The sequence below is a fragment of the Pseudomonas sp. AE27 genome, assembly GCF_037113495.1.
Classification (GTDB): Bacteria; Pseudomonadota; Gammaproteobacteria; order Pseudomonadales; family Pseudomonadaceae; genus Aquipseudomonas; species Aquipseudomonas palmensis.
In genome coordinates, this window is the sequence record NZ_CP146966.1 from 3298539 (window position 1) to 3320271 (window position 21733).

Sequence of the window (21733 nt, forward strand, 5' to 3'; positions counted from 1 at the left end):
GACCAGCAGTCCTCTAAGAAGGTTAATCACAAGGCTAGATCCTCAGGTGTGAATGTCATCTTGAATGAACGATAGGGATTGAATTCGCTCGGTTTCAAGCCCTGCATTTCGGTCAGGCGGCCAATGTTCTTGACCGCTGCTACCGCAGAAGCATCGAACGGACCATCACCACTGGAGCGTGCAACGCTCACCGTGGTCACGGTGCCATCGGGCAACATGCCAATCTGCAGGACCACCGTCATGTTCTTGCGTGCAGAAGGTGGGCGCGCCCAGCCTTCGGCTGCGCGGGCACGTATCAGGTCGTCGAAGTCGCCGGCCACCTGGTCACCCTGCTCGTCGGCCAGCGCCTGCTGCCGTTCGGTAGAGTCGGACAACAGCTCGGCCAGGGCCTGGGCTTTCTTGTCTTCCGCCGCCTTGCGCGCCGCTTCTGCTGACTTCTTCTTGGCCGCATCGGCTGCGGCTTTCTTCTTGGCATCCTCGGCGGCCTTTTTCTTGGCCTCTTCGGCTGCCGCTTTTTTCTTCGCATCCTCGGCTGCCTTTTTCTTGGCATCCTCGGCGGCTTTCTTCTTGGCGTCTTCAGCGGCCTGCTTCTTGGCCTCTTCTGCTGCCTGTTTCTTGGCCTCTTCCTCGGCTTTCTTCTTGGCGAGGTCGGCCTGCTGTTTCTCTTCGACCTTCTTGGCTTCCTCGGCTTTCTTGGCCGCGTCCGCTTTTTTGGCCTCGTCGGCTTTCTTGGCCTCGTCGGCCTTCTTGGCTTCGGCCGCCTCGCGGGCTTCTTCGGCCTTTTGAGCCGCCTCTTCTTTCTTTTGTTCCGCAGCCTTCACCGCTTCCTGCTTCTGCTGCTCGACCTTCTTCTGTTCCATCTGCTCGACTTCGGTCTGGCGCGCAGCGGTTTTCTTCGCTTCACCCGCAATCTTCTGATTGGTCTGGGTGGTGGCCTGACTTTTGGACTTCAGCTGGTACAGGGTCGCCTGGACAATAGGCTTGGCCGGCGGCAGTTCCGGGGTCATGGCAAAGCTGACGAACAGCATGCCGAACACCAGAACGTGCAGCGCGATGGCCCAGACGCTGGGCCAGAAATAGCTTTCCGAGGCGGATGGCTCTCGCTGTTGCATCAGGGCGCCTCGGTAATCAGGCCAACGTTACCGACACCGGCCTTCTGCAACCCGCCCATGGCGCCCATCACCGCGCCATAGTCGACGGCCTTGTCGCCACGGATGAACACCTGGGTCTGTTTGCCCTGGTCACGTCCGGCCGCGATGATCTTGGTCACCGCGTCGGTCATTTGCGGCAAGGTCATGGCCTTGTCCATCTGCTTTTCGGTGTCGACTTCGCTGCCAAGGTTCCAGAAATAGGTCTTGTCGGCCTTGATCGAAATGGTAAGGATCTGGACGTTGTTGTCCTGCGGCAAGGCTTCGCTGGAAACCTTGGGCAGGTCGACCTTCACGCCCTGGTTGAGCATCGGTGCGGTCACCATGAAGATGACCAGCAGTACCAACATCACATCGATGTAGGGCACCACGTTCATCTCCGCGACCGGCTTGCGTTTGTGTCGAACTCGAGCCATGGGCTTTTACCTGATCACTCTTCGCTGGTGTGCACTTTACGGTGCAGGATGGCCTGGAACTCGTCGGCGAACGTGTAGTAGCGGCCGATCAAGACTTCACTGCGTGCAGCGAAACGGTTGTAGGCAATAACTGCCGGGATTGCGGCGAACAGGCCGATCGCGGTGGCGATCAGTGCCTCGGCGATACCCGGAGCCACAGTGGCCAGGGTCGCCTGCTGGGCCGAAGCCAGGCCGCGGAAGGAGTTCATGATGCCCCATACGGTACCGAACAGACCGATGTACGGGCTGGTGGAACCGACGGTGGCGAGGAACGGCAGGCTCTGTTCGAGCTTCTCTTCTTCACGCGAGATGGCCACGCGCATGGCCCGGCCAACGCCTTCCATCACGGCGTCAGGGTCGACACCCGGTTGCTGGCGCAGGCGCGAGAACTCCTTGAAGCCGGCACGGAAGACCTGCTCCACACCCGAGTCCGGGTCCGGGTTGCTACCGGCCTGGCGGTACAGCTTGGACAGGTCGATGCCCGACCAGAAGCGCTCCTCGAAGCTTTCCAGCGCACGACGACCGGCACGCAGCATGGTGCTGCGCTGAAAAATCATGATCCACGAGGTCACCGATGCGGCCACCAGAATCAGCATGACCAGCTGCACCACGATGCTGGCATTACTGACCAGGCTCCACATGGAGGTATGGTCGACGACGTTAGCTTCCACGCTTAATCTCCTGCAATTGTTTGGTTACCCGCACCATCCGCCGCCACAAAGGCTGCACGCAGCTCGGAAGGAATGGCCCGGGGTTTGAACGTATCGGCGCGCACACAGGCCACCAGGAACTGCCCCTCGCAGAGCAGCGTTGCATCACGCTCGCGCCAGACCTGCTGCACGAAGCGCAGGCTGGCACGATTCAATTCAAGCACTTGTGCGGTGACCCGCAATTCATCGTCCAGGCGGGCCGGCGCGTGGTAGCGCGCCTCGCTGGAATGAACGACGAACAAGGTGTTCTGTTCTGCCATCGCAGACTGGGCAAAGCCCAGCTCGCGCAACCGCTCGGTGCGGGCACGCTCCATGAATTTCAGATAATTGACGTAATACACCACGCCGCCCGCATCGGTGTCCTCGTAATAGACGCGACAGCGATGTGCGAACGACTCAACCCCATTTTGCGCGCGCATACTCTAGTGCTAACTCCTCAGCTTGCCAATCCGCCCCACCAACTGTTTTTAACGGATTATGTCGTATTGCCAGCGCGACTCATGCGTGTCCGCCGATAGGACCACGAAAACGCCGGATAAGTCTGTCATTCATCGGCCAGGTCGGAAAAACCCTCGCCGTTGACCGACTCGCCCATGCGGCCCGGAATGTTCAGGCCAAAGTGCAGGTAGGCGTGCCGGGTCACCACGCGCCCACGGGGTGTGCGCATGATGTAGCCCTGCTGGATCAGGTAGGGCTCCAGCACGTCCTCGATGGTGTGACGTTCTTCGCTGATCGCCGCTGCCAGGCTGTCAACACCCACCGGGCCACCGTCGAACTTCTCGATCATGGTCAGCAGCAGGCGCCGGTCCTGGTGATCGAAACCACGCTCGTCCACGTCCAGCAGGTTCAGCGCCAGGTCGGCGATGGCCTTGGTGATGTCACCTTTGCCACGCACCTCGGCGTAGTCGCGTACACGACGCAGCAGGCGGTTGGCGATACGCGGGGTGCCGCGGGCGCGCCGGGCGATCTCGAAGGCGCCCTCGTCCTCGATCGGCAGGCCCAGAATCCCGCCCGAGCGGCTGACGATGGTGGCCAGGTCTGCGGTGTTGTAGAACTCCAGGCGCTGCACGATACCGAAACGGTCGCGCAGCGGATTGGTCAGCATGCCGGCGCGGGTGGTTGCCCCGACCAGGGTGAACGGCGGCAAATCGAGCTTGATCGAACGTGCGGCCGGCCCCTCGCCGATCATGATGTCCAGCTGGAAGTCTTCCATGGCCGGGTACAGCACTTCCTCGACGATCGGCGAAAGCCGGTGAATCTCGTCGATGAACAGTACATCGTGGGGTTCCAGGTTGGTCAGCAGCGCCGCCAGATCGCCCGGACGCTCGAGGATCGGCCCGGAGGTGCTCTTGATCGAAACGCCCATCTCCTGCGCGATGATGTTGGCCAGGGTGGTCTTGCCCAGGCCCGGCGGGCCGAAGATCAGCGTATGGTCCAGCGACTCGCTGCGCCCACGTGCCGCCTGGATGAACAGCGCCATCTGCTCGCGCACCACTGGCTGCCCGATGTACTCGTCCAGGCGCAATGGCCGGATCGCCCGGTCCTGGACCTCTTCGCGGTCGCGCCCGGTAGCGGCTATGAGTCGGTCGGCTTCGATCACTTAAATCATCCCCTTGAGGCTGCGCCGGATCAGCTCTTCGCTGCTCAGGCCCTTGGCATCGATGGCCGCCACGGCGCGGCTGGCTTCCTGCGGCTTGTAGCCCAGCGAGATCAGCGCGCTGACCGCATCGGTTTCGGCAGTGGAGGCACTTGCCACCGGCTGCGGGCCGTCGGACACCAGGGTAAACAGGCTTGGCGCGGTTTCCCAGGCCTTGAAGCGGTCCTTGAGTTCGACCAGCAGGCGCTCGGCGGTCTTCTTGCCCACCCCCGGCACCTTGACCAGCGCCGAGGTGTCCTGGGCCTGCACGCAGCGTATCAGGTCGTCGACCTCCAGGCCCGACATCAATGCCAGGGCCAGCTTGGGCCCTACGCCGTTGAGGCGGATCAGCTCGCGGAACAACTCGCGCTCGCGCTTTTCGTGAAAGCCATACAGCAGGTGCGCGTCTTCACGTACCACCAGGTGGGTGTGCAGCGTCACTGCCTCGCCAACCTTGGGTAGGCGATACAGGGTGGTCATCGGCACCTCGAGCTCGTAGCCCAGGCCGTTGACATCGACAATCAGGTGCGGCGGCTGCTTTTCAGCCAGGGTACCGCGCAAACGTCCAATCACGTTCAGGTCCTTTATCCAGGGCGCCGGGGCGATCAAGCCCGCCATCAGCCGCCATGATTGCAAGCCGGCGGTGGCCGGCAAGCGAAATTGTGTTAACCGATGATGCTATCAGAGCCGCAGGCGGCCACTGCGGCTGCGTGCAGCGCCCAGCCCGTGCGGCACCAGGCTGGAACGGGTATGGGCATGGCACAGGGCGATGGCCAGGGCATCGGAGGCGTCTATCTGCGGCTTCTGGGTGAGCTTGAGCAGGTGCATGACCATCATCTGCACCTGTTCCTTGTTGGCCCCGCCCGTACCGGCGACCGCCTGCTTGACCTGGGTGGCACTGTACTCGGCGATCTCCAGGCCCTCTTCGACCCCGGCGACGATGGCGGCGCCGCGCGCCTGGCCGAGCTTGAGCGCCGAGTCGGCGTTGCGCGCCATGAACACCCGCTCGATACCCATGGTCACCGGCCCGTGCAACTGGATGATTTCGCGCACGCTGCGGTATACCACCTGCAGGCGCTCGGGCAGCTCGCCGCTGCCGGTACGGATGCAACCGGAGGCCACGTACTCGCACCCGCGCGCCGTGTGGCGCACCACACCATAGCCGGTAATCCGCGAGCCGGGGTCAATACCAAGAATCAGAGTCATATCGCCTGCGCAACCAGTGGCGCACCGGGGCGCCATTAAAAAGACAGAAGCCGGACCCGTCACGGGCACAAGGTGCCTGCGGACGAATCCGGCCTCGAGTACGCCAGAACTGAACCTTAGCCGAGTTGTTCCATGACTTCGTCAGGAATTTCGGCGTTGGAATACACATTCTGCACATCGTCCAGGTCTTCAAGCATGTCGATCAGCTTGAGCACCTTCTGTGCGCCCTCCAGGTCGAGTTCGGCGCTGGTGGTCGGCTGCATGACGATTTCCGCGTCCGCAGCCTTGAAGCCGGCAGCCTCCAGGGCAGTACGCACCGCATAGAAGCTGGCAAACGAGGTGAACACGTCGAACGAGCCATCTTCGTTGCTGACCACGTCGTCGGCATCGGCCTCCATCGCCGCTTCCATCAGCGCGTCTTCATCGACACCGGCGGCAAAGCTGATCTGCCCCTTGCGCTCGAACAGATAGGCCACCGAGCCATCGGTGCCCAGGTTGCCACCGCACTTGCTGAAGGCATGGCGCACGGCCGCGGCGGTGCGGTTGCGGTTGTCGGTCATGGCCTCGACCATGATCGCCACGCCGCCCGGGCCGTAGCCTTCGTAGCTGAGCTCTTCGACATTGTCGGCTTCGGTTGCGCCTGCACCACGGGCCACGGCGCGATCGATGATGTCGCGGCTCATGTTCGCGCCCAAGGCCTTGTCCAGCGCCAGGCGCAGGCGCGGGTTGGAATTCGGGTCGCCACCGCCCTGCTTGGCGGCGACGGTCAGCTCACGAATCCACTTGGTGAAGATCTTGCCTCTCTTGGCATCCTGGCGCTCTTTGCGGTGCTTGATGTTCGCCCACTTGGAATGACCCGCCATAACTGACTCCAGAAATCCTTGAAACAAAACCACGCCCCCGCCCGGAAAAACCTGGCGTGGGCAATCAATTCGGTATGCCGTAACGCAAAGGCGCATCCAAGTGGATGCGCCCCGGGCCCGCTTACTCAGCCTTGGGCTGTTCGCGCAGACGGATGTGCAGCTCGCGCAGTGCCTTGGCATCGACCAGGCCTGGGGCCTGGGTCATGACGCACGCCGCGCTCTGGGTTTTCGGGAAGGCGATCACTTCACGAATCGACTGGGCGCCGGTCATCAGCATCACCAGGCGGTCCAGACCGAAGGCCAGGCCACCGTGCGGCGGTGCACCGAACTTCAGCGCGTCGAGCAGGAAGCCGAACTTCTCTTCCTGTTCCGCCGCCTCGATGCCCAACAGTCGGAACACGGCCTGCTGCATCTCTTTGCGGTGGATACGGATCGAACCGCCACCCAGTTCGGTGCCGTTGAGCACCATGTCATAGGCGCGCGACAGCGCGGTGGCCGGGTTGGCCTCCAGCTCTTCAGGGGAGCATTTTGGCGCGGTGAACGGGTGGTGCAGCGCCGTGAAGCTGCCGTCGTCGTTCTCTTCGAACATCGGGAAGTCGACAACCCACATCGGTGCCCATTCGCAGGTCAGCAGGTTGAAGTCGTTGCCGACCTTGATGCGCAGCGCGCCCAGGGCTTCGCTGACGATCTTGGACTTGTCGGCACCGAAGAACACGATGTCGCCATCGACCGCGCCCACGCGATCGAGGATCACGTTCAGGTTGGCCTCGGGGATGTTCTTGACGATTGGCGACTGCAGGCCCTCGACGCCCTTGGCGCGCTCGTTGACCTTGATGTACGCCAGGCCCTTGGCACCGTAGATGCCGACGAACTTGGTGTACTCGTCGATACGGCTGCGCGGCATGCTCGCCCCGCCCGGTACACGCAGTGCGGCAACGCGGCATTTCGGGTCGTTGGCCGGGCCGCTGAACACCTTGAAGTCGACCGCTTGCAGCTGGTCGGCCACATCCACCAGTTCCAGCGGGTTGCGCAGGTCAGGCTTGTCCGAACCGTAGCGGCGCATGGCCTCTTCGAAGGTCATGTGCGGGAATTCGCCGAACTCCAGGTCCAGGACTTCCTTGAACAGTTTGCGGATCATGCTTTCGGTCAGGCCCATGATCTCGGTCTCGTCCAGGAAGCTGGTCTCGATGTCGATCTGGGTGAATTCCGGCTGGCGGTCGGCGCGCAGGTCTTCGTCGCGGAAGCACTTGGCGATCTGGTAGTAGCGATCGAAACCGGCCACCATCAGCAGTTGCTTGAACAGCTGCGGCGATTGCGGCAGGGCAAAGAAGCTGCCGGCGTGGGTACGGCTTGGCACCAGGTAGTCACGCGCGCCTTCCGGGGTAGCGCGGGTCAGGATCGGCGTCTCGACGTCGAGGAAGCCGTTTTCGTCGAGGAAGCGACGGATGCTGGTGGTGATGCGCGAGCGCAGACGCAGCTTCTCGGCCATTTCCGGACGACGCAGGTCGATGAAGCGATAGCGCAGGCGGGTCTCTTCACCCACGTCGGAGTACTCGTTGAGCGGGAACGGCGGGGTTTCCGCTTCGTTCAGCACTTCGAGCTCGTAGCCCAGCACTTCGATGGCGCCCGAGGCCATGTTGGCGTTGACTGCGCCTGCAGGGCGCGGACGCACCTTGCCGGTGATCTTCACCACGTACTCGCTGCGCACGCGGTCGGCGGCGGCAAAGCTTTCTGCGCGGTCCGGGTCGAACACGACCTGAGCCATGCCTTCGCGATCACGGATGTCGAGGAAAATCACCCCGCCGTGGTCGCGACGACGATGGACCCAGCCGCAAAGGGTAATTTCCTGACCTTCCAGGCTCTCGTTCAGTTGGCCGCAATAGTGGCTGCGCATCATGATGGTGGTTTCGCTTCTCGTCATTCGTGAATTCGGGTGTGGACCTTGCCGGCCCCAGGGGCCCCATAGTGCAAGACCCTGGCAGTACAGTTCAACTCAGTCGGCCTTGTCGGCGCCCGCCAGGTTCTTTTTGGTGCCGGTCTTGAAGTCGGTTTCATACCAGCCGGTGCCGCCCAGGCGGAAGCCCGGGGCAGAAATCAGCTTCTTCAGGGCAGGTGCCTGGCAGGCCGGGCAATCGGTCAGCGGCGCTGCGCTGATCTTCTGCAGAACTTCCATCTGGTGGCTGCAGGAACCGCATTGATAGTCGTACAGGGGCATTGGCGTATCTCGTTGACCACTGCGCGGGCCGCGCCACGCAGCAAAAAGCGGGATTATATATGGTTAACCGGGGCTGTGCAGCCCGCCCGCCGTGCCAGCGCACGAATGGTTCAGGGCTTGGCGCCGCCCCCCAGCACGTAGACCACGCAGATCACCCGCACCAGGCCGCTGAAATTCTTGACGCCGCCGTGGCGAAGGTGGACTTCGCGGTCCACATGGGACAGCACCGCATTGACCGTACACCGGTTGGCGGCGGCAATGCGCTCGAGGATTTTCCAGTAGACCTCTTCCAGGCGCAAGCAGGTGGCGAAGCCGTTGAGTCGCACCGAACGCGACAGCGGGCGCGCCAGGCCCATATTGAAATCTGCCTGAAAAGGATCACCAGGGGCCATACGAAGTTGCTCGGCGGTGCATGCACGTTCATTCACGACTCGCGACATATTCATCCCACGCATTGACTGACAGGAAGTTCATCACCGGGATACTTGCTATCCAGGCACCTGCCTATGAAGCGCTGTTCATCGTATTGCAACCAGCAGACCGCGAGCCTGCGCAGCGTAGGAATAACCTTTTAGTTGAGTTCATGTACCACACCTGCTGAAACTGTTCCACGCCGGCCGCAGCACGCAGGAAGTACCCATTAAAAAAGCCCGATTCCTCTAAGGAAGAATCGGGCTTGCGTCTTTCAACAGGCGCCTTTACAGGCGCCGAACACTCACTTGGCCAACAGCGAGCGCAGCATCCAGGCAGTCTTTTCATGGGCCTGCATGCGCTGGGTCAACAGGTCGGCGGTCGGCTCGTCGCTGACCTTGTCCAGCAACGGGAACAGGCTGCGCGCGGTACGCACCACGGCTTCCTGGCCATCGACCAGTTGCTTGATCATCTCTTCGGCCGCCGGCACACCTGGCTCCTCCTTGATCGAGGACAACTTGGCGTAGGTGGAATAAGTACCCGGCGCCGGGAAGCCCAGTGCACGAATTCGCTCGGCGATGGCATCGACTGCCAGGGCCAGTTCGTTGTACTGGCCTTCGAACATCAAGTGCAGTGTATTGAACATCGGCCCGGTCACGTTCCAGTGGAAGTTATGGGTCTTCAAGTACAGTACATATGTATCCGATAACAGATGCGACAAGCCGTCAACAATGGACTTGCGATCTTCTTCACTGATACCAATATCAATTGCCATGTACATTTCCTTCCTGTGATGTCAGTTCAACATGCTGGAAGCACTGTACCAAGAGTTGCGCGTGCCTGCAGCTCCGATTGCCGGTCTGGCGTGCGACACAGAGCTGCAGCCGCGCGGCCCGTTTGGCCCGCTGATTTGAGAAGCACCCGGCTTTGCTGTTAAATAGGCACCGTGCCGTCATTGCGCATTTTTTGTGCAATGGCGCATAGGCTGCAGCCACGCTTTGGCGCCTCATCGGTAACCGCGCACCGTGGGTTCAGCTCTTCCTGTGATATGCCTGAATAAAATGTGAGCCAAACCACCATGTTCAAGATCGTTCACCTGTTGACGGGCGCAGCTGCCTTGCTGCTGTCCCTGATTCCTAGCCTGAGGGGCGAAGCTGTCCCTTTCCTGCAACAACCCGATGCCATCTACCTGGCGCTGTTCGGGCTGCTCAACCTGATCCTGGTGCCTGTGCTGCCAATGCACTACCGCGGCGCGCGCCAGTACCTGCAACACACTGCCAGCGCGCTGCTGGTGCTTGCAGTGGTATTGCAAGCGGTCACTGTGCTGCTGCGCCCGGAGCTGGGCAATGTCGCGGCCATGGTCTGCGCCCTGCTGGCCGTGCTGCTGCATCTGGTGGCGGGCCTGGCCAAGGTTGGCCGTGCGCGCAGCCAGGCACCTGCCTACGACATGAGCAACCGCGACACGGGCACCGTGAAGTGGTTCAACACGTCCAAGGGCTTTGGATTCATTTCGCGGGATTCCGGCGATGACATCTTCGTGCACTTCCGGGCCATTCGTGGCGAGGGTCACCGGGTGCTGGTGGAGGGTCAGCGTGTGGAGTTTTCGGTGATGAACCGGGACAAGGGTTTGCAGGCCGAGGATGTGATTGCGGCACCGCGTCGCTGATCCTCGTGTGAAGAACCGCGACGGCCACTTGGCCGATCGCGGTTTTTTTACGCCTACTCACTGATCTGCTGTCGATCTGCACTGAGCCTTTAACACACTGCGCGAGGCACATGCATCAATAGTGCGGGGGCGGCGCTTCTTCCTCGTTGGACTCGTACTGCCCCACCATCTCCTCATAACGCTTGAGCAGCGCGCCCATCTGCAGTTGCAGCCGCTCAACCACCCGCTGCTGCTCCACCAGCACATCGTTCAGCGCCAGCAGCGTATCGTCCTGAAATGCCAGACGACTCTCCAACTCGGTTACCCGTGCTTCCAGGGTCATGATTCAAGCCTCGATCGGTTGAAGATAATCACCAAGCTCACGCTCGACGATGCGGCGCACATGAGCCAGCGCCTCGGCTGTATAAACCAGCGCCGGCACGCGCCCCCATATCGGGCCAGGCCATGCCACATCGCTCTGGCGTCGCACGATCACATGCATGTGCAACTGACTCACGACGTTGCCCAGGGTCGCGACATTCATCTTGTCGGCATCGAACAGCCCGTCGAGCAACTTGGCCAGCAACGTGGTCTCTTGCCAGAGTTGCTGCTGCGCCTCTTCATCAAGTTCGAATACTTCGCTGACAGCAGGACGCCGCGGCACCAGAATGAACCACGGATAGTTAGCATCCTTACTAAGTAACAAGCGACAAAGAGGAAAGTCCCCCAACGCAATCGTGTCTTGTTGCAAACGTGAATCAAGAGCAAACACAGAACAATCTCCTCGCACCTTTCAATCCCGATACCTGCACCCGGCAGGTGATTGACGCAAGGATACTCCCGATTGGAGTCACAGGCATGAGTACATGGCGCTCCATCCCGGGGCAGGCAGACCACACTGCACGCAGGAGGTCCGCTCACTCCGGTAACAAAACGCTACTTTTCGCACCAAAATAGCGCCTCGCGAACACAATCAGCACCGCCTCCTACCGAAAACTACTCACTTGTCCTACAAGCCGGTAACGTTTTGACTTCAAAGTCGATTTTTTGCTTATTCCGCGACGGCATCGACCCTCAAACCAAAAGATCTGTACACCCCCGGTTTTCGGGCACCACGCGCCCTTTGGCCAACGAAATGTGAAAATTTCATCAACGCACCGCGCAATTGAGCACGCTTGTTGCATTCATCTCTGCCCAACGTCGGCATGGCGCCTGCATAAGCAAGCCGAGTGCGACAAATAACAACAGCTGCAAGGGCAACCAGGGAGTTTTGGCATCAAAGGCTTGGCGTGATTGCGCTGCCTTTGCTGCTCTGCGAAACAGCGCTGTAGTTGAACGCACCGGTCATGCCGGGGCGTAATTTGCGACAGGGATTTAACCGTTTGCGACGGGACCATAAAGTTAATGAAAGGTTCCTTTCGCAAGTATCGCCAACGACAGTCAGCGTGATATACATTTCGCCGACTCAAAAAAGAAAGAGCCGCCCCATAAAAAAACCAGGGGGCAAGGCCGTAATCTTCCAAAACCAAAGGAGCAAATCACGATGCGCGTGATGAAGTGGAGCATAATCGCCCTGGCCGTAGCGGCAGGCACCTCGCAGCTGGCCATGGCGTCTTCTCAGGATGAATCCAAGGGGTTTGTAGAAGACAGCAGCTTGAACGTCAAACTTCGCAACCTGTACTTCAGCCGTGACTACCGCAACGTCCCCAACACCGCGCAGAGCCGCGCTGCAGAGTGGGGCCAAGGCTTCATCGGCACCTTCGAGTCGGGCTTCACCCAAGGCACCATCGGCGTCGGCGTCGACGCAATCGGCATGCTGGGCCTGAAACTGGACGGCGGCAAGGGCACTGCCGGCACCGGCCTGTTCCCGACCGGCTCCGACGAACGCTCGCAGGACGACTACTCCAAAGGCGGCGCAGCCATCAAGTTCCGGATTTCCGACACCGTCCTGAAAGTGGGTGACCAGTTCACCTCGCTGCCAGTGCTGGCCACCGACGACAGCCGCCTGCTGCCTGAAATGGCCCAGGGCGCGTTGATCACCAGCAACGAAATCAAGGGGCTGACGCTCAACGCCGGTCGCTTCACCAGCATCACTGCACAAGACCAGACCAACCGTGACGGCGGCATCCACCTGACCAAGGCCGACGTACTGGGCGGCACCTACGCGTTCAGCGACGAGCTCAGCACCAGCCTCTACTACTCCAAGGTCGAAGACTACTGGCGCAAATACTACGCCAACGTGAACTGGAGCCTGCCGATCAACGACGAGCAGGGCCTGGTGTTCGACTTCAACTTCTACAACACCAAGAGCACCGGCGCCGCGCTGGAAAAAGCCTACGACGGCGACAAGATCGACAGCCGTGCATTCAGCCTGTCCGCCGCCTACACCATCGGCGCGCACACCTTCACCCTGGCGCACCAGCGCATCAGCGGCGACGGCGGCTACGCCTACGGCGTCGACGGCGGCGGTACCGTGTTCCTGGCCAACTCGGTGGCACGTTCGGACTTCAACTCCGAAGACGAGAAATCCTGGCAGGCTCGCTACGACATCAACATGGCCACCTTCGGCGTACCGGGCCTGAGCTTCATGACCCGCTACATCCGCGGTACCGATGCCAACGTTTCCTCCGGCAACAACGGCAAAGAGTGGGAACGCGACATCGAAGCCAAGTACGTACTGCAGGAAGGCCCGGCCAAAGACCTGAGCTTCCGCGTTCGCCAGGCCACCTACCGCTCCAGCGATGCGGTGTACAACAACTCGTCGCCTTCGATCGACGAACTGCGCCTGATCGTCGAGTACCCGCTGAGCATCCTGTAAGCCTTCCGGCTCACGGACCCCAGCTCGAAAAAGCCCGGCCCTGCCGGGCTTTTTCTTTTGTGTTGATGCACTTGGCGCAGTTTCCCGCGCCACCATCCTATACGTCACCGAATCGCCCCCGTACAATGCGGGGTCATTTCAGTTAAGCAACCGACAACGGCCTACCATGCGCACCAGTCAATATTTGCTCGCCACACAAAAAGAAACCCCTTCCGACGCGGTCGTCATCAGCCACCAGCTCATGCTGCGTGCCGGCATGATCCGCAAGCTCGCATCCGGCCTTTATACCTGGCTGCCGATGGGCCTTCGCGTGATGCGCAAGGTCGAAGCCGTGGTACGCGAGGAAATGAACGCCGCAGGCGCCCTGGAAGTGCTGATGCCGGCCATTCAGCCCGCTGAACTGTGGCAGGAGTCCGGCCGCTGGGAGCAGTACGGCCCAGAGCTGCTGCGCCTGAAGGACCGCCATGGTCGCGAGTTCTGCGTGGGGCCTACTCACGAAGAGGTCATCACCGACCTCGCGCGCAACGAGCTGAGCAGCTATAAACAGCTGCCACTGAACATGTACCAGATCCAGACCAAGTTCCGCGACGAGATCCGTCCGCGCTTCGGCCTGATGCGCGGTCGCGAGTTCATCATGAAGGATGCCTACTCCTTCCATGCCGACCAGGCATCCCTGCAGCAAACCTATGACCGCATGCACCAGGCGTACTGCAATGTGTTCACCCGCCTGGGCCTGGATTTCCGCCCCGTGCAGGCCGACACCGGCTCGATCGGTGGCAGCTGGTCCCACGAATTCCATGTGCTGGCCGAGTCCGGTGAAGACGACGTGATCTTCAGCGACAGCTCCGACTACGCCGCCAACATCGAGAAGGCCGAAGCGATCCCACGGGAAACCGTGCGCCCTGCCCCCACCGAGGAGCTGCGCCTGGTCGATACCCCGGACGCGAAAACCATCGCTGCCCTGGTCGAAAACTACGGCGTGCCTATCGAGCGCACCGTCAAGACCCTGATCGTGCATGCCGCCGAAGAAGGCAAGCTGATTGCCCTGATCGTCCGCGGCGACCACGAGCTCAACGAAATCAAGGCTGCCAACCTGCCACAGGTGGCCAGCCCGCTGGTGATGGCCAGTGACGCCGAACTGCGTGACGCCATCGGCGCCGGCGCCGGTTCCCTGGGCCCGCTGAACCTGCCGCTGCCGTGCATCATCGACCGTTCCGTGGCATTCATGAGCGACTTCGGCATCGGTGCCAACATCGACGACAAGCACTACTTCGGCGTGAACTGGGAGCGCGACCTGCCCGTACCGGAAATCGCCGACCTGCGCAACGTGGTAGCCGGCGACCCGAGCCCGGACGGCAAGGGTACGCTGATGATCAAGCGCGGCATCGAAGTCGGGCACATCTTCCAGCTGGGCACCAAGTACAGCGAAGCACTCAAGTGCCAGGTGCTGGGCGAGAACGGCAAGCCGGTGACCCTGGCCATGGGCTGCTACGGCATTGGTGTTTCGCGCGTGGTCGCCGCTGCCATCGAGCAGAACTACGACGACAAGGGCATCATCTGGAGCGATAGCCTCGCGCCATTCCAGATCGCCCTGGTACCGCTGCGCTACGAAACCGCCGAAGTGCGCGAAGCCACCGACAAGCTCTACGCCGAGCTGACCGCCGCCGGTTTCGAAGTGCTGCTGGACGACCGTGACAAGAAAACCAGCCCGGGGATCAAGTTCGCCGACATGGAACTGATCGGCATCCCGCACCGCATCGTGGTCAGCGACCGGGGCCTGGCCGAAGGCAACCTGGAATACAAGTACCGCAAGGACAGCGAGACCCAGGCCTTGCCCGTGGCCGAGGTGCTGTCGTTCCTGCAAGCCCGTATTCGTCGCTGATAGCCAACACAAGAGTAGCCATGTTCAAGCGAATCACCTTCGGAGGCGCCGCCCTGTGCGGCGCCGTGCTGCTCAGCGGCTGCGCCAACCAGATGTCCCAGCGCAGCGAGCATGAGGAGCGGATCGAGCGCAAGCTGCTCGAGCACAGCCTGCAGATCGATGTCGGAGAGCCCAAGGTACTCGAGCTGCCGCAACGGCGCGTGCGCGTTCACGAACAGAAGAACTTCGAAGTCACCGAATTCGAAGTGACCCGTCGTTATGATCGCTACACGCCCTACCAACCCTGGCGCGAAATCTACGAGATCCCGCTGGGCGCAGTGGCCGTGGTTGCCGGTATCGGCGCCAATGTGGTCAACGTGTTCGCACTGGGCAACCTGCCCGACAGCGTGACCCATGACTGGCTCAGCTATGGCGTGGCCGGGCTCAACCCGTTCATGAACGTGCAGTCCAACGGCCGTGCGCAACAGAACCTGGCCAGTATCAGCGAAGTGCAGAAGGACAAACGCCAGGAGTACACCAGCCTGCCGTGGGGCGAACGCCCGGTCGAGGTCAAGGCTGGCAAGCTCACCCACGAGCTGACCACCGACCGCAATGGTGTGTTGCGCCTGAACCTGCTCGACAGCCCGTTCACCGAACAGAACCTGACCCAGGTGGGCACCTTGCACCTGGCCGTGGCCGATGAAGAAAACAACGTGCGTGCCGACGCCAGCCTGCTGCTCAGCCCAACGCTGCGCGGCAAACTGGTCGAAGCCCATGAGCTGATCTACGACGACCTTGAAGACGACGAGGTGAGCGAGTGGGTGCACCGGGTCAAGCGCTTGTCCGAACTCGGCCTGGAAGAGGAAGCCAGCGAGCTGGAACAGAGCCTGATCGAGCTGACCCGCAATGATCCGGAGCTGCAACAGGAGTTTCTCAAGGCGCTGACCAGGGATGCCGGCCGCCTGGTGGCAGACCCCGGCGCGAAGTAGCCCCAGCACCATGAACGCCAGGCATCGACCACGATGCCTGGCGTTTCATTCGGGCGTGAACAGCTCCAGCTGAACATGCGCCCCACGCAAGTCGTGCAACCGCACGCCAATTCCCAGCAACCTGACCGGCTTGGCGCCACGCGCGAAAGCCTGGCTGAGCAGTTGCCGGTAGCTTTCAAGATCACGCCCCGCCCCCGCCTGCTCCAGGGTGGTCTGGGTGAAGTCATGGAACTTGACCTTGACGAACGGCTTGCCCGGCCGGTAACTGTCGTCGATCCGGGCCATGCGACCGCCCAGCGATTCCAGCAGTTCAGGCAGTTTTTCAAGGCAGCTGGCCAGGTCCGGCAGGTCGCTGTCGTAGGTGTTCTCGACGCTCACCGACTGGCGCCGGCTGTCGTTGTGCACCACCCGCTCGTCAATGCCGCGCGCCAGCCCGTAAAGACGCTCGCCGAAACTGCCGAACTCGCGGACCAGGGCCAGGCGGTCCCACTCGCGCAGATCCTTGCAATCGACAATGCCCAGGCGCCCCAGCTTGTCAGCCGTGACCTTGCCAACCCCATGCAGCTTGGTCACTGGCAAGCAGGCGACGAAGTCTTGCACCTGTGCCGGGGTAATCACGAACAAGCCGTTGGGTTTGCGCCAGTCACTGGCAATCTTGGCCAGGAACTTGTTGGGCGCCACCCCCGCCGATACCGTGATGTGCAGGCGCTGGGACACCCGCCGGCGAATGTCGTCGGCAATGCGCGTGGCACTGCCGGAAAACTTCGGGCTGTCGGATACGTCCAGATAGGCTTCATCCAGCGACAATGGCTCGATCAGCTCGGTGTACTCGCGGAAGATGTTGTGAATCTCCCGCGAGGCTTCCTTATAGGCATCCATGCGCGGCTTGACGATGGTCAGGTCGGGGCACAGCTTCAACGCGTGGTGCGACGACATCGCAGAGCGTACGCCAAAGGCCCGCGCTTCGTAGTTGCAGGTAGCAATCACCCCGCGCCGGTCGGCCGAGCCACCCACGGCCAGAGGCTTGCCGGCCAGCCGCGGGTCGTCGCGCATCTCGATGGCTGCGTAGAAACAGTCGCAATCGATGTGGATGATCTTGCGTTGGGACATGGATGACCGTTAACACCGTTGATTCGTACGCGCAGTATCTCACTCGTCACCACCGGCTGCACCCTGCACCCGTCACCGCAGGCAAATGCCCTGCAGCCCCCGCCTTAGCGCGCCCGCAGCCAGATCACAAACGCTAAGCAATTGAACAAAAAAGGATTTCTGGGTTTTAGCGGTTGACACGTTCTGAGATATCTGTAGAATCCACTCCACAGACGCGGGATGGAGCAGTCTGGTAGCTCGTCGGGCTCATAACCCGAAGGTCGTCGGTTCAAATCCGGCTCCCGCAACCAAACATCAGAGAAGGCCACTTGAAAAAGTGGCCTTTTTTGTTGGGCGCTGTTTGGCCCATAGCAGGTTTTTGTTGTAAATCAACAATTAAGCATTGACAGCATCTCCATACGCTGTAGAATCCGCCCCACAGACGCGGGATGGAGCAGTCTGGTAGCTCGTCGGGCTCATAACCCGAAGGTCGTCGGTTCAAATCCGGCTCCCGCAACCAAACAACAGAAAAGGCCACTTTGAAAAAAGTGGCCTTTTTTGCGTCTTGTGAAAAATACCTTCCCCTCCTCTCCATGCCCTTGCGGCAGCATGAAACTTCTTTAACTATCCTGATGGGCGCGGATCGGCATGATCGCGAGTAAGATTCAGACATTATTTTTCCATAGGGATTGGTAACTTGGTCGGATACATCGTCCAGTCGCGCGCAATCCAAAAAGGTGATTGATGCGCCCACAAACGCCCGAAGCAGAAACCCCCGTTAGCGCCGCCCAGCCCATCGCCCCGCATCGCCTGCGCTGGCTGGAACTGCTCAGCCGGTATCGTCAGCCGATCGGCCTGGCGGTCACCCTGCTACTGTTCGGCATCGCCCTGATTGCCTGTCGCCATCTGCTCAGCGAGCTGGATATCTATGCCCTGCACGACTCGCTGCTGAGTGTGCCCAAGCCCGCCCTGGCCGGTGCGCTGCTGGCCACGGTCGCAGGCTTTGTCATCCTGCTGGGCTATGAATGGTCAGCCAGCCGTTATGCCGGGGTCCGGCTGCCTTCAGCCACCCTGGCCATGGGCGGCTTCTGTGCATTCGCCATCGGCAACGCGATCGGGTTGTCGCTGCTGTCCGGAGGCTCGGTGCGTTACCGGTTGTACGCCCGCCACGGCATAGGCGGTGCCGAAGTGGCCCGCATGACGCTGTTTGCCAGCCTGTCGCTGGGCTGCGCGCTGCCGCCGCTGGCAGCGCTGGCCACCCTGAGCAACCTGCCCGCCGCGGCCATGGCGCTGCGCACGCCGGCCCCGGTACTGGCCGCCATCGCCTTCGCGGTACTGGGCCTGAGCATGGCCCTGGCCTACGGGCTGTACCGGCGTCGACTGCCGGAACAGCCGCTGGCCGACAACCTGCTGGTACGCATACGCCGACGCACGCTGCGCCTGCCGGGCGCACGCCTGACCTTGCTGCAGCTGCTGATCACCGCACTGGACGTGGCCGCCGCCGCCACGGTGCTGTACCTGCTGCTGCCCGAGGCTCCGCCCTTCGGTGCGTTCCTGCTGGTGTACCTGCTGGCCCTGGCTGCCGGTGTGCTCAGCCACGTGCCCGGCGGGGTCGGGGTCTTCGAGGCCATCCTGCTGGCCGCCTTCGCCGACCAGCTGGGGGCTGCGCCACTTGCCGCTGCGCTGCTGCTGTACCGCCTGATCTATGTCGTGCTGCCGCTGCTGGTGGCCTGCGTGGTCCTGCTGGCCAGCGAAGCCAAGCGCTTTCTGTTCGCGCGCCAGGCCATGAAGGTGGCCTCCGGGCTTGCCGCACCGGTACTGGCGATTCTGGTGTTCCTGTCGGGCGTGGTGCTGTTGTTCTCCGGGGCGACGCCCGAAATCGACACGCGCCTGGAGCACCTGGGTTTCCTGGTGCCGCACCGCTTGATCGATGCCTCGCACTTCGGCGCCAGCCTGATCGGCGTGCTGTGCCTGCTGCTGGCCCAGGGCCTGCGGCGGCGCCTGTCGGCAGCCTGGATACTCACCACCGTGCTGCTGCTGGTCGGCGCCCTGCTGTCGCTGCTAAAGGGCTTCGACTGGGAAGAGGCCAGCCTGCTGACGCTTACCGCCTGCCTGCTGGCAGTGTTCCGCGGTTCGTTCTACCGGCCCAGCCGACTGCTCGAGCTGCCCTTCTCACCGGTCTACGTGGTGGCCAGTGCCTGCGTGATCGGCGCGTCGGTGTGGCTGCTGCTGTTCGCCTACCAGGACGTGCCCTACAGCCACCAGCTGTGGTGGCAGTTCACCCTGGACGCCGATGCCCCGCGCGGGCTGCGCTCATTACTCGGTAGCGCGGTACTGCTGGTGATCGTTGCACTGACCTGGCTGCTGCGTACCGCACGCCCTACCATCCACCTGCCCACGGGTGACGAGCTGCAACGGGCCAACCGCATCCTGCAGAGCTCCGACCAGCCCGATGGCGGCCTGGCGCTGACCGGCGACAAGGCGTTGCTGTTCCACCCTCAGGATGACGCCTTCCTGATGTACGCCCGCCGCGGGCGCAGCCTGGTGGCGCTGTACGACCCGATCGGCCCGGCCCAGCGCCGCGCCGAGATGATCTGGCAGTTTCGCGACCTGTGCGATATCCATCACGCTCGACCGGTGTTCTACCAGGTGCGTGCCGAGAACCTGCCTTTCTACATGGACATCGGCCTGACCGCGATCAAGCTGGGCGAAGAGGCCCGCGTGGACCTGGTGCGCTTCGACCTCGACGCCAAGGGCAAGGAGATGAAAGACCTGCGCTATACCTGGAACCGCGGCGGGCGCGACGGCCTGAGCCTGGAGATCCACGAGCCCGGGCAAGCCCCGCTCGAGGAACTGAAGGTGATTTCCGATGCCTGGCTCGAAAGCAAGAACGTGCGCGAAAAAGGCTTTTCGCTGGGCCGCTTCAGCGCAGAGTACCTGCAACACTTCCGCATCGCGCTGATTCGCTTCCAGGGCCAGCCGGTGGCCTTTGCCAACCTGCTCGAAACCCACAGCCGCGAGCTGGCCAGCCTGGACCTGATGCGCGCGCACCCGCAAGCACCAAAGCTGACCATGGAGTTTCTGATGATCGGCCTGATCCAACACTACAAGACGCATGGATATGCGCGCTTCAGCCTCGGCATGGTGCCGTTGTCCGGGCTGCAGCCGCGTCGCGGCGCACCTCTGACCCAGCGCCTGGGCTCGATGGTGTTCCAGCGCGGCGAGCAACTGTACAACTTCCAGGGCCTGCGCCGCTTCAAAGACAAGTTCCAGCCTGACTGGGAACCCCGTTATATGGCCGTACCCGCCGGGCTCGATCCCCTGGTGGCCCTGGCCGATACCGCCGCCCTGATTGCAGGCGGCCTGACCGGATTGGTGAAACGCTGATGATTCGACGCTACTGGCTTCATGTACTGGCCGCCCTGGTGCTGGCCCTGCTCGCGGCGGCCCTGGGCTTCTGGCTGTGGGCCCGCCCTGCCCCGCAACCGCACCTTGAACATTTGACCCTGGCCGATGGCAGCAGCCTGGTGCGGGTTACCCCAAGCTCGCGAGGCAAGGACCTGGTGGCCGTGGCCGTGCCGCAGGACCAGGCCCTGAGCGACAAGCAACTGATCGACCTGAGCCAGAGTGCCCGCGCCCAGCTGGTACAGGTGATCCTGCCGCCGAGCGACTGCAACCTGCAGCAGCAGGCGCTGCAGCAGGCCTTGCAACAGTTGCAGGGCACGCCGACGCTGGTTGCCGGCATCGGCCCGGGAGCCGGGCTGGCCTGGAGCTGGCTGGCCGGGCAGACCAACGACAAGGCCCAGGCCATCTCCGTGGGGTTCAGCATCGAGCAGCCCGGCTGCAGCGCCGCGCTGCCCAAGTCGGCCGCCCATGGTCACTGGAACGTGGCCTGGAACGACAACCCGGATGACGCCAGCGCCGCCTTCGTGCGCGACCAGGCCAATGCACAGACCAGCATCAGCGATTACGACATCCACCTGCCCCAGGTGCTCAAGGCCCAACTGACCCAGGCCCTGCTGGGCGTGGATGGCAATGCACTGAGCATTCCGGTGGTGGAAGTGCCGGCCGGCCAGACCACCGACACCGTGACGCTGTTCCTGTCCGGCGATGGCGGCTGGCGCGACCTTGACCGCGACGTGGCGGGCGAGATGGCCAAGCTGGGCTACCCGGTGGTGGGCATCGATACCCTGCGCTACTACTGGCAGCACAAGACACCGGAGCAGAGCGCAGTCGACCTGTCCGAGCTGATGCAGCACTACCGCCAGAAGTGGGGTACCAAACGCTTCGTACTGACCGGCTATTCATTCGGTGCCGACGTGCTGCCGGCGATCTACAACCGCTTGCCACCCGAAGACCAGAAGCGCATCGATGCGGTGATTCTGCTGGCGTTCGCGCGCAGTGGCAGTTTCGAGATCGAGGTCGAGGGCTGGCTGGGCAATGCCGGCAAAGAGGCGCCAACCGGGCCTGAGATGGCCAGGATGCCGCCGAGCAAGGTGCTGTGCATCTATGGTGAAGAAGAAGCCGATGAAAGCGGCTGCACCGACCATACCGCCGTGGGTGAGCGCGTGAAGCTGCCCGGCGGGCACCACTTCGACGAAAACTACCCGGCCCTGGCCAAACGCCTGATCAGCGAGATCGAAACGCGCCAGGGAAAGTCCAGCGTCGCTGAACAGTAGAAGCCTCG

21 protein-coding genes and 2 tRNA genes are annotated in these 21733 nt (G+C 62.1%); 8 read left to right on the plus strand and 15 right to left on the minus strand.

From position 1 onward, the window contains the following. Positions 1-26: 26 nt before the first annotated feature. The 12 genes from tolA to V9K84_RS15135 form a co-directional block, all read right to left on the minus strand. Entirely contained in the window at positions 27-1112 is a 1086-nt protein-coding gene (gene tolA / locus V9K84_RS15080; protein ID WP_043864239.1) for a cell envelope integrity protein TolA, read from the minus strand. Then, on the minus strand, positions 1112-1564 hold the full coding sequence (tolR, locus tag V9K84_RS15085; protein ID WP_043864240.1) for a protein TolR: 453 nt from the start codon (positions 1562-1564) through the stop codon (positions 1112-1114). The genes tolA and tolR overlap by 1 nt, the downstream gene beginning before the upstream one ends. A 14-nt stretch (positions 1565-1578) precedes the next feature. After that, complete coding sequence (gene tolQ / locus V9K84_RS15090) at positions 1579-2274, minus strand: protein TolQ (protein WP_043864241.1); 696 nt, start codon at positions 2272-2274, stop codon at positions 1579-1581. A gap of 2 nt (positions 2275-2276) precedes the next feature. Next, a complete protein-coding gene (ybgC, locus tag V9K84_RS15095) occupies positions 2277-2732 on the minus strand; it encodes a tol-pal system-associated acyl-CoA thioesterase (protein ID WP_043864242.1) in 456 nt (151 codons plus the stop codon). Between the two features lie 125 nt (positions 2733-2857). Further along, the gene (ruvB, locus tag V9K84_RS15100) at positions 2858-3913 is read right to left on the minus strand and encodes a Holliday junction branch migration DNA helicase RuvB (RefSeq protein WP_043864243.1); all 1056 of its coding nucleotides are present in this window, start codon (positions 3911-3913) and stop codon (positions 2858-2860) included. Then, on the minus strand, positions 3914-4522 hold the full coding sequence (ruvA, locus tag V9K84_RS15105) for a Holliday junction branch migration protein RuvA (protein ID WP_043864300.1): 609 nt from the start codon (positions 4520-4522) through the stop codon (positions 3914-3916). Between the two features lie 108 nt (positions 4523-4630). Then, entirely contained in the window at positions 4631-5155 is a 525-nt protein-coding gene (gene ruvC, locus V9K84_RS15110) for a crossover junction endodeoxyribonuclease RuvC (RefSeq protein ID WP_043864244.1), read from the minus strand. Positions 5156-5271: 116 nt separating this feature from the next. Further along, positions 5272-6018 carry a YebC/PmpR family DNA-binding transcriptional regulator gene (locus V9K84_RS15115; RefSeq protein WP_043864245.1) on the minus strand — a complete coding sequence of 249 codons (747 nt, stop codon included), beginning with the start codon at positions 6016-6018 and terminating at the stop codon, positions 5272-5274. Positions 6019-6139: 121 nt separating this feature from the next. Beyond that, positions 6140-7915, minus strand: coding sequence for an aspartate--tRNA ligase (aspS, locus tag V9K84_RS15120; RefSeq protein WP_043864301.1), 1776 nt, complete (start codon positions 7913-7915; stop codon positions 6140-6142). A gap of 96 nt (positions 7916-8011) precedes the next feature. Then, positions 8012-8233, minus strand: coding sequence for a zinc ribbon domain-containing protein (locus tag V9K84_RS15125; protein ID WP_043864246.1), 222 nt, complete (start codon positions 8231-8233; stop codon positions 8012-8014). A 110-nt stretch (positions 8234-8343) separates the two neighbouring features. Next, a complete protein-coding gene (locus tag V9K84_RS15130; protein ID WP_054914974.1) occupies positions 8344-8673 on the minus strand; it encodes a ribbon-helix-helix domain-containing protein in 330 nt (109 codons plus the stop codon). A 275-nt stretch (positions 8674-8948) separates the two neighbouring features. Further along, complete coding sequence (locus V9K84_RS15135; RefSeq protein WP_043864248.1) at positions 8949-9419, minus strand: Dps family protein; 471 nt, start codon at positions 9417-9419, stop codon at positions 8949-8951. Positions 9420-9722: 303 nt separating this feature from the next. Between V9K84_RS15135 and V9K84_RS15140 the strand changes: the two genes are divergently transcribed. After that, entirely contained in the window at positions 9723-10310 is a 588-nt protein-coding gene (locus tag V9K84_RS15140; protein ID WP_043864302.1) for a cold-shock protein, read from the plus strand. 115 nt (positions 10311-10425) lie between these two features. Here V9K84_RS15140 and V9K84_RS15145 read toward each other — a convergent pair whose 3' ends face one another. Then, a complete protein-coding gene (locus V9K84_RS15145) occupies positions 10426-10632 on the minus strand; it encodes a SlyX family protein (protein ID WP_043864249.1) in 207 nt (68 codons plus the stop codon). 3 nt (positions 10633-10635) lie between these two features. After that, the gene (locus V9K84_RS15150; RefSeq protein WP_088514485.1) at positions 10636-11061 is read right to left on the minus strand and encodes an HIT domain-containing protein; all 426 of its coding nucleotides are present in this window, start codon (positions 11059-11061) and stop codon (positions 10636-10638) included. A gap of 771 nt (positions 11062-11832) precedes the next feature. Here V9K84_RS15150 and V9K84_RS15155 point away from each other — a divergent pair. From V9K84_RS15155 to V9K84_RS15165, 3 genes are all read left to right on the plus strand, one after another. Beyond that, entirely contained in the window at positions 11833-13107 is a 1275-nt protein-coding gene (locus V9K84_RS15155) for an OprD family porin (RefSeq protein ID WP_078480041.1), read from the plus strand. 166 nt (positions 13108-13273) lie between these two features. After that, positions 13274-14989: a proline--tRNA ligase gene (locus tag V9K84_RS15160; RefSeq protein ID WP_088514484.1), complete on the plus strand. Its 1716-nt coding sequence runs from the start codon at positions 13274-13276 to the stop codon at positions 14987-14989. 20 nt (positions 14990-15009) lie between these two features. Further along, positions 15010-15957 (plus strand): lipoprotein, encoded by a 948-nt coding sequence (locus V9K84_RS15165; RefSeq protein WP_043864253.1) that lies wholly within the window; start codon positions 15010-15012, stop codon positions 15955-15957. Between the two features lie 45 nt (positions 15958-16002). Here the strand turns inward: V9K84_RS15165 and dinB are convergent, their stop codons facing one another. Further along, positions 16003-17067 carry a DNA polymerase IV gene (gene dinB, locus V9K84_RS15170; RefSeq protein ID WP_043864254.1) on the minus strand — a complete coding sequence of 355 codons (1065 nt, stop codon included), beginning with the start codon at positions 17065-17067 and terminating at the stop codon, positions 16003-16005. A gap of 213 nt (positions 17068-17280) precedes the next feature. Between dinB and V9K84_RS15175 the strand changes: the two genes are divergently transcribed. The 4 genes from V9K84_RS15175 to V9K84_RS15190 all read left to right on the plus strand — a co-directional run bounded on the left by V9K84_RS15175 (position 17281) and on the right by V9K84_RS15190 (position 21725). Further along, a tRNA-Met gene (locus tag V9K84_RS15175) sits at positions 17281-17357 on the plus strand. A gap of 132 nt (positions 17358-17489) precedes the next feature. Continuing rightward, a tRNA-Met gene (locus tag V9K84_RS15180) sits at positions 17490-17566 on the plus strand. A gap of 224 nt (positions 17567-17790) precedes the next feature. After that, positions 17791-20433: a bifunctional lysylphosphatidylglycerol flippase/synthetase MprF gene (gene mprF, locus V9K84_RS15185; RefSeq protein ID WP_088514483.1), complete on the plus strand. Its 2643-nt coding sequence runs from the start codon at positions 17791-17793 to the stop codon at positions 20431-20433. After that, the gene (locus V9K84_RS15190) at positions 20433-21725 is read left to right on the plus strand and encodes an AcvB/VirJ family lysyl-phosphatidylglycerol hydrolase (protein WP_088514482.1); all 1293 of its coding nucleotides are present in this window, start codon (positions 20433-20435) and stop codon (positions 21723-21725) included. Before mprF ends, V9K84_RS15190 begins: the two co-directional genes overlap by 1 nt. Positions 21726-21733 lie beyond the last annotated feature (8 nt).

Bases quoted from the DNA above. Each gene is read 5' to 3' on its own strand.
- tolA (WP_043864239.1), bottom strand. From the start codon at position 1,112: ATGCAACAGCGAGAGCCATCCGCCTCGGAAAGCTATTTCTGGCCCAGC.
- tolR (WP_043864240.1), bottom strand. From the start codon at position 1,564: ATGGCTCGAGTTCGACACAAACGCAAGCCGGTCGCGGAGATGAACGTG.
- ybgC (WP_043864242.1), bottom strand. From the start codon at position 2,732: ATGCGCGCGCAAAATGGGGTTGAGTCGTTCGCACATCGCTGTCGCGTC.
- ruvC (WP_043864244.1), bottom strand. From the start codon at position 5,155: ATGACTCTGATTCTTGGTATTGACCCCGGCTCGCGGATTACCGGCTAT.
- V9K84_RS15115 (WP_043864245.1), bottom strand. From the start codon at position 6,018: ATGGCGGGTCATTCCAAGTGGGCGAACATCAAGCACCGCAAAGAGCGC.
- aspS (WP_043864301.1), bottom strand. From the start codon at position 7,915: ATGATGCGCAGCCACTATTGCGGCCAACTGAACGAGAGCCTGGAAGGT.
- V9K84_RS15125 (WP_043864246.1), bottom strand. From the start codon at position 8,233: ATGCCCCTGTACGACTATCAATGCGGTTCCTGCAGCCACCAGATGGAA.
- V9K84_RS15130 (WP_054914974.1), bottom strand. From the start codon at position 8,673: ATGTCGCGAGTCGTGAATGAACGTGCATGCACCGCCGAGCAACTTCGT.
- V9K84_RS15135 (WP_043864248.1), bottom strand. From the start codon at position 9,419: ATGGCAATTGATATTGGTATCAGTGAAGAAGATCGCAAGTCCATTGTT.
- V9K84_RS15140 (WP_043864302.1), top strand. From the start codon at position 9,723: ATGTTCAAGATCGTTCACCTGTTGACGGGCGCAGCTGCCTTGCTGCTG.
- V9K84_RS15145 (WP_043864249.1), bottom strand. From the start codon at position 10,632: ATGACCCTGGAAGCACGGGTAACCGAGTTGGAGAGTCGTCTGGCATTT.
- V9K84_RS15155 (WP_078480041.1), top strand. From the start codon at position 11,833: ATGCGCGTGATGAAGTGGAGCATAATCGCCCTGGCCGTAGCGGCAGGC.
- V9K84_RS15160 (WP_088514484.1), top strand. From the start codon at position 13,274: ATGCGCACCAGTCAATATTTGCTCGCCACACAAAAAGAAACCCCTTCC.
- V9K84_RS15165 (WP_043864253.1), top strand. From the start codon at position 15,010: ATGTTCAAGCGAATCACCTTCGGAGGCGCCGCCCTGTGCGGCGCCGTG.
- dinB (WP_043864254.1), bottom strand. From the start codon at position 17,067: ATGTCCCAACGCAAGATCATCCACATCGATTGCGACTGTTTCTACGCA.
- mprF (WP_088514483.1), top strand. From the start codon at position 17,791: ATGCGCCCACAAACGCCCGAAGCAGAAACCCCCGTTAGCGCCGCCCAG.
- V9K84_RS15190 (WP_088514482.1), top strand. From the start codon at position 20,433: ATGATTCGACGCTACTGGCTTCATGTACTGGCCGCCCTGGTGCTGGCC.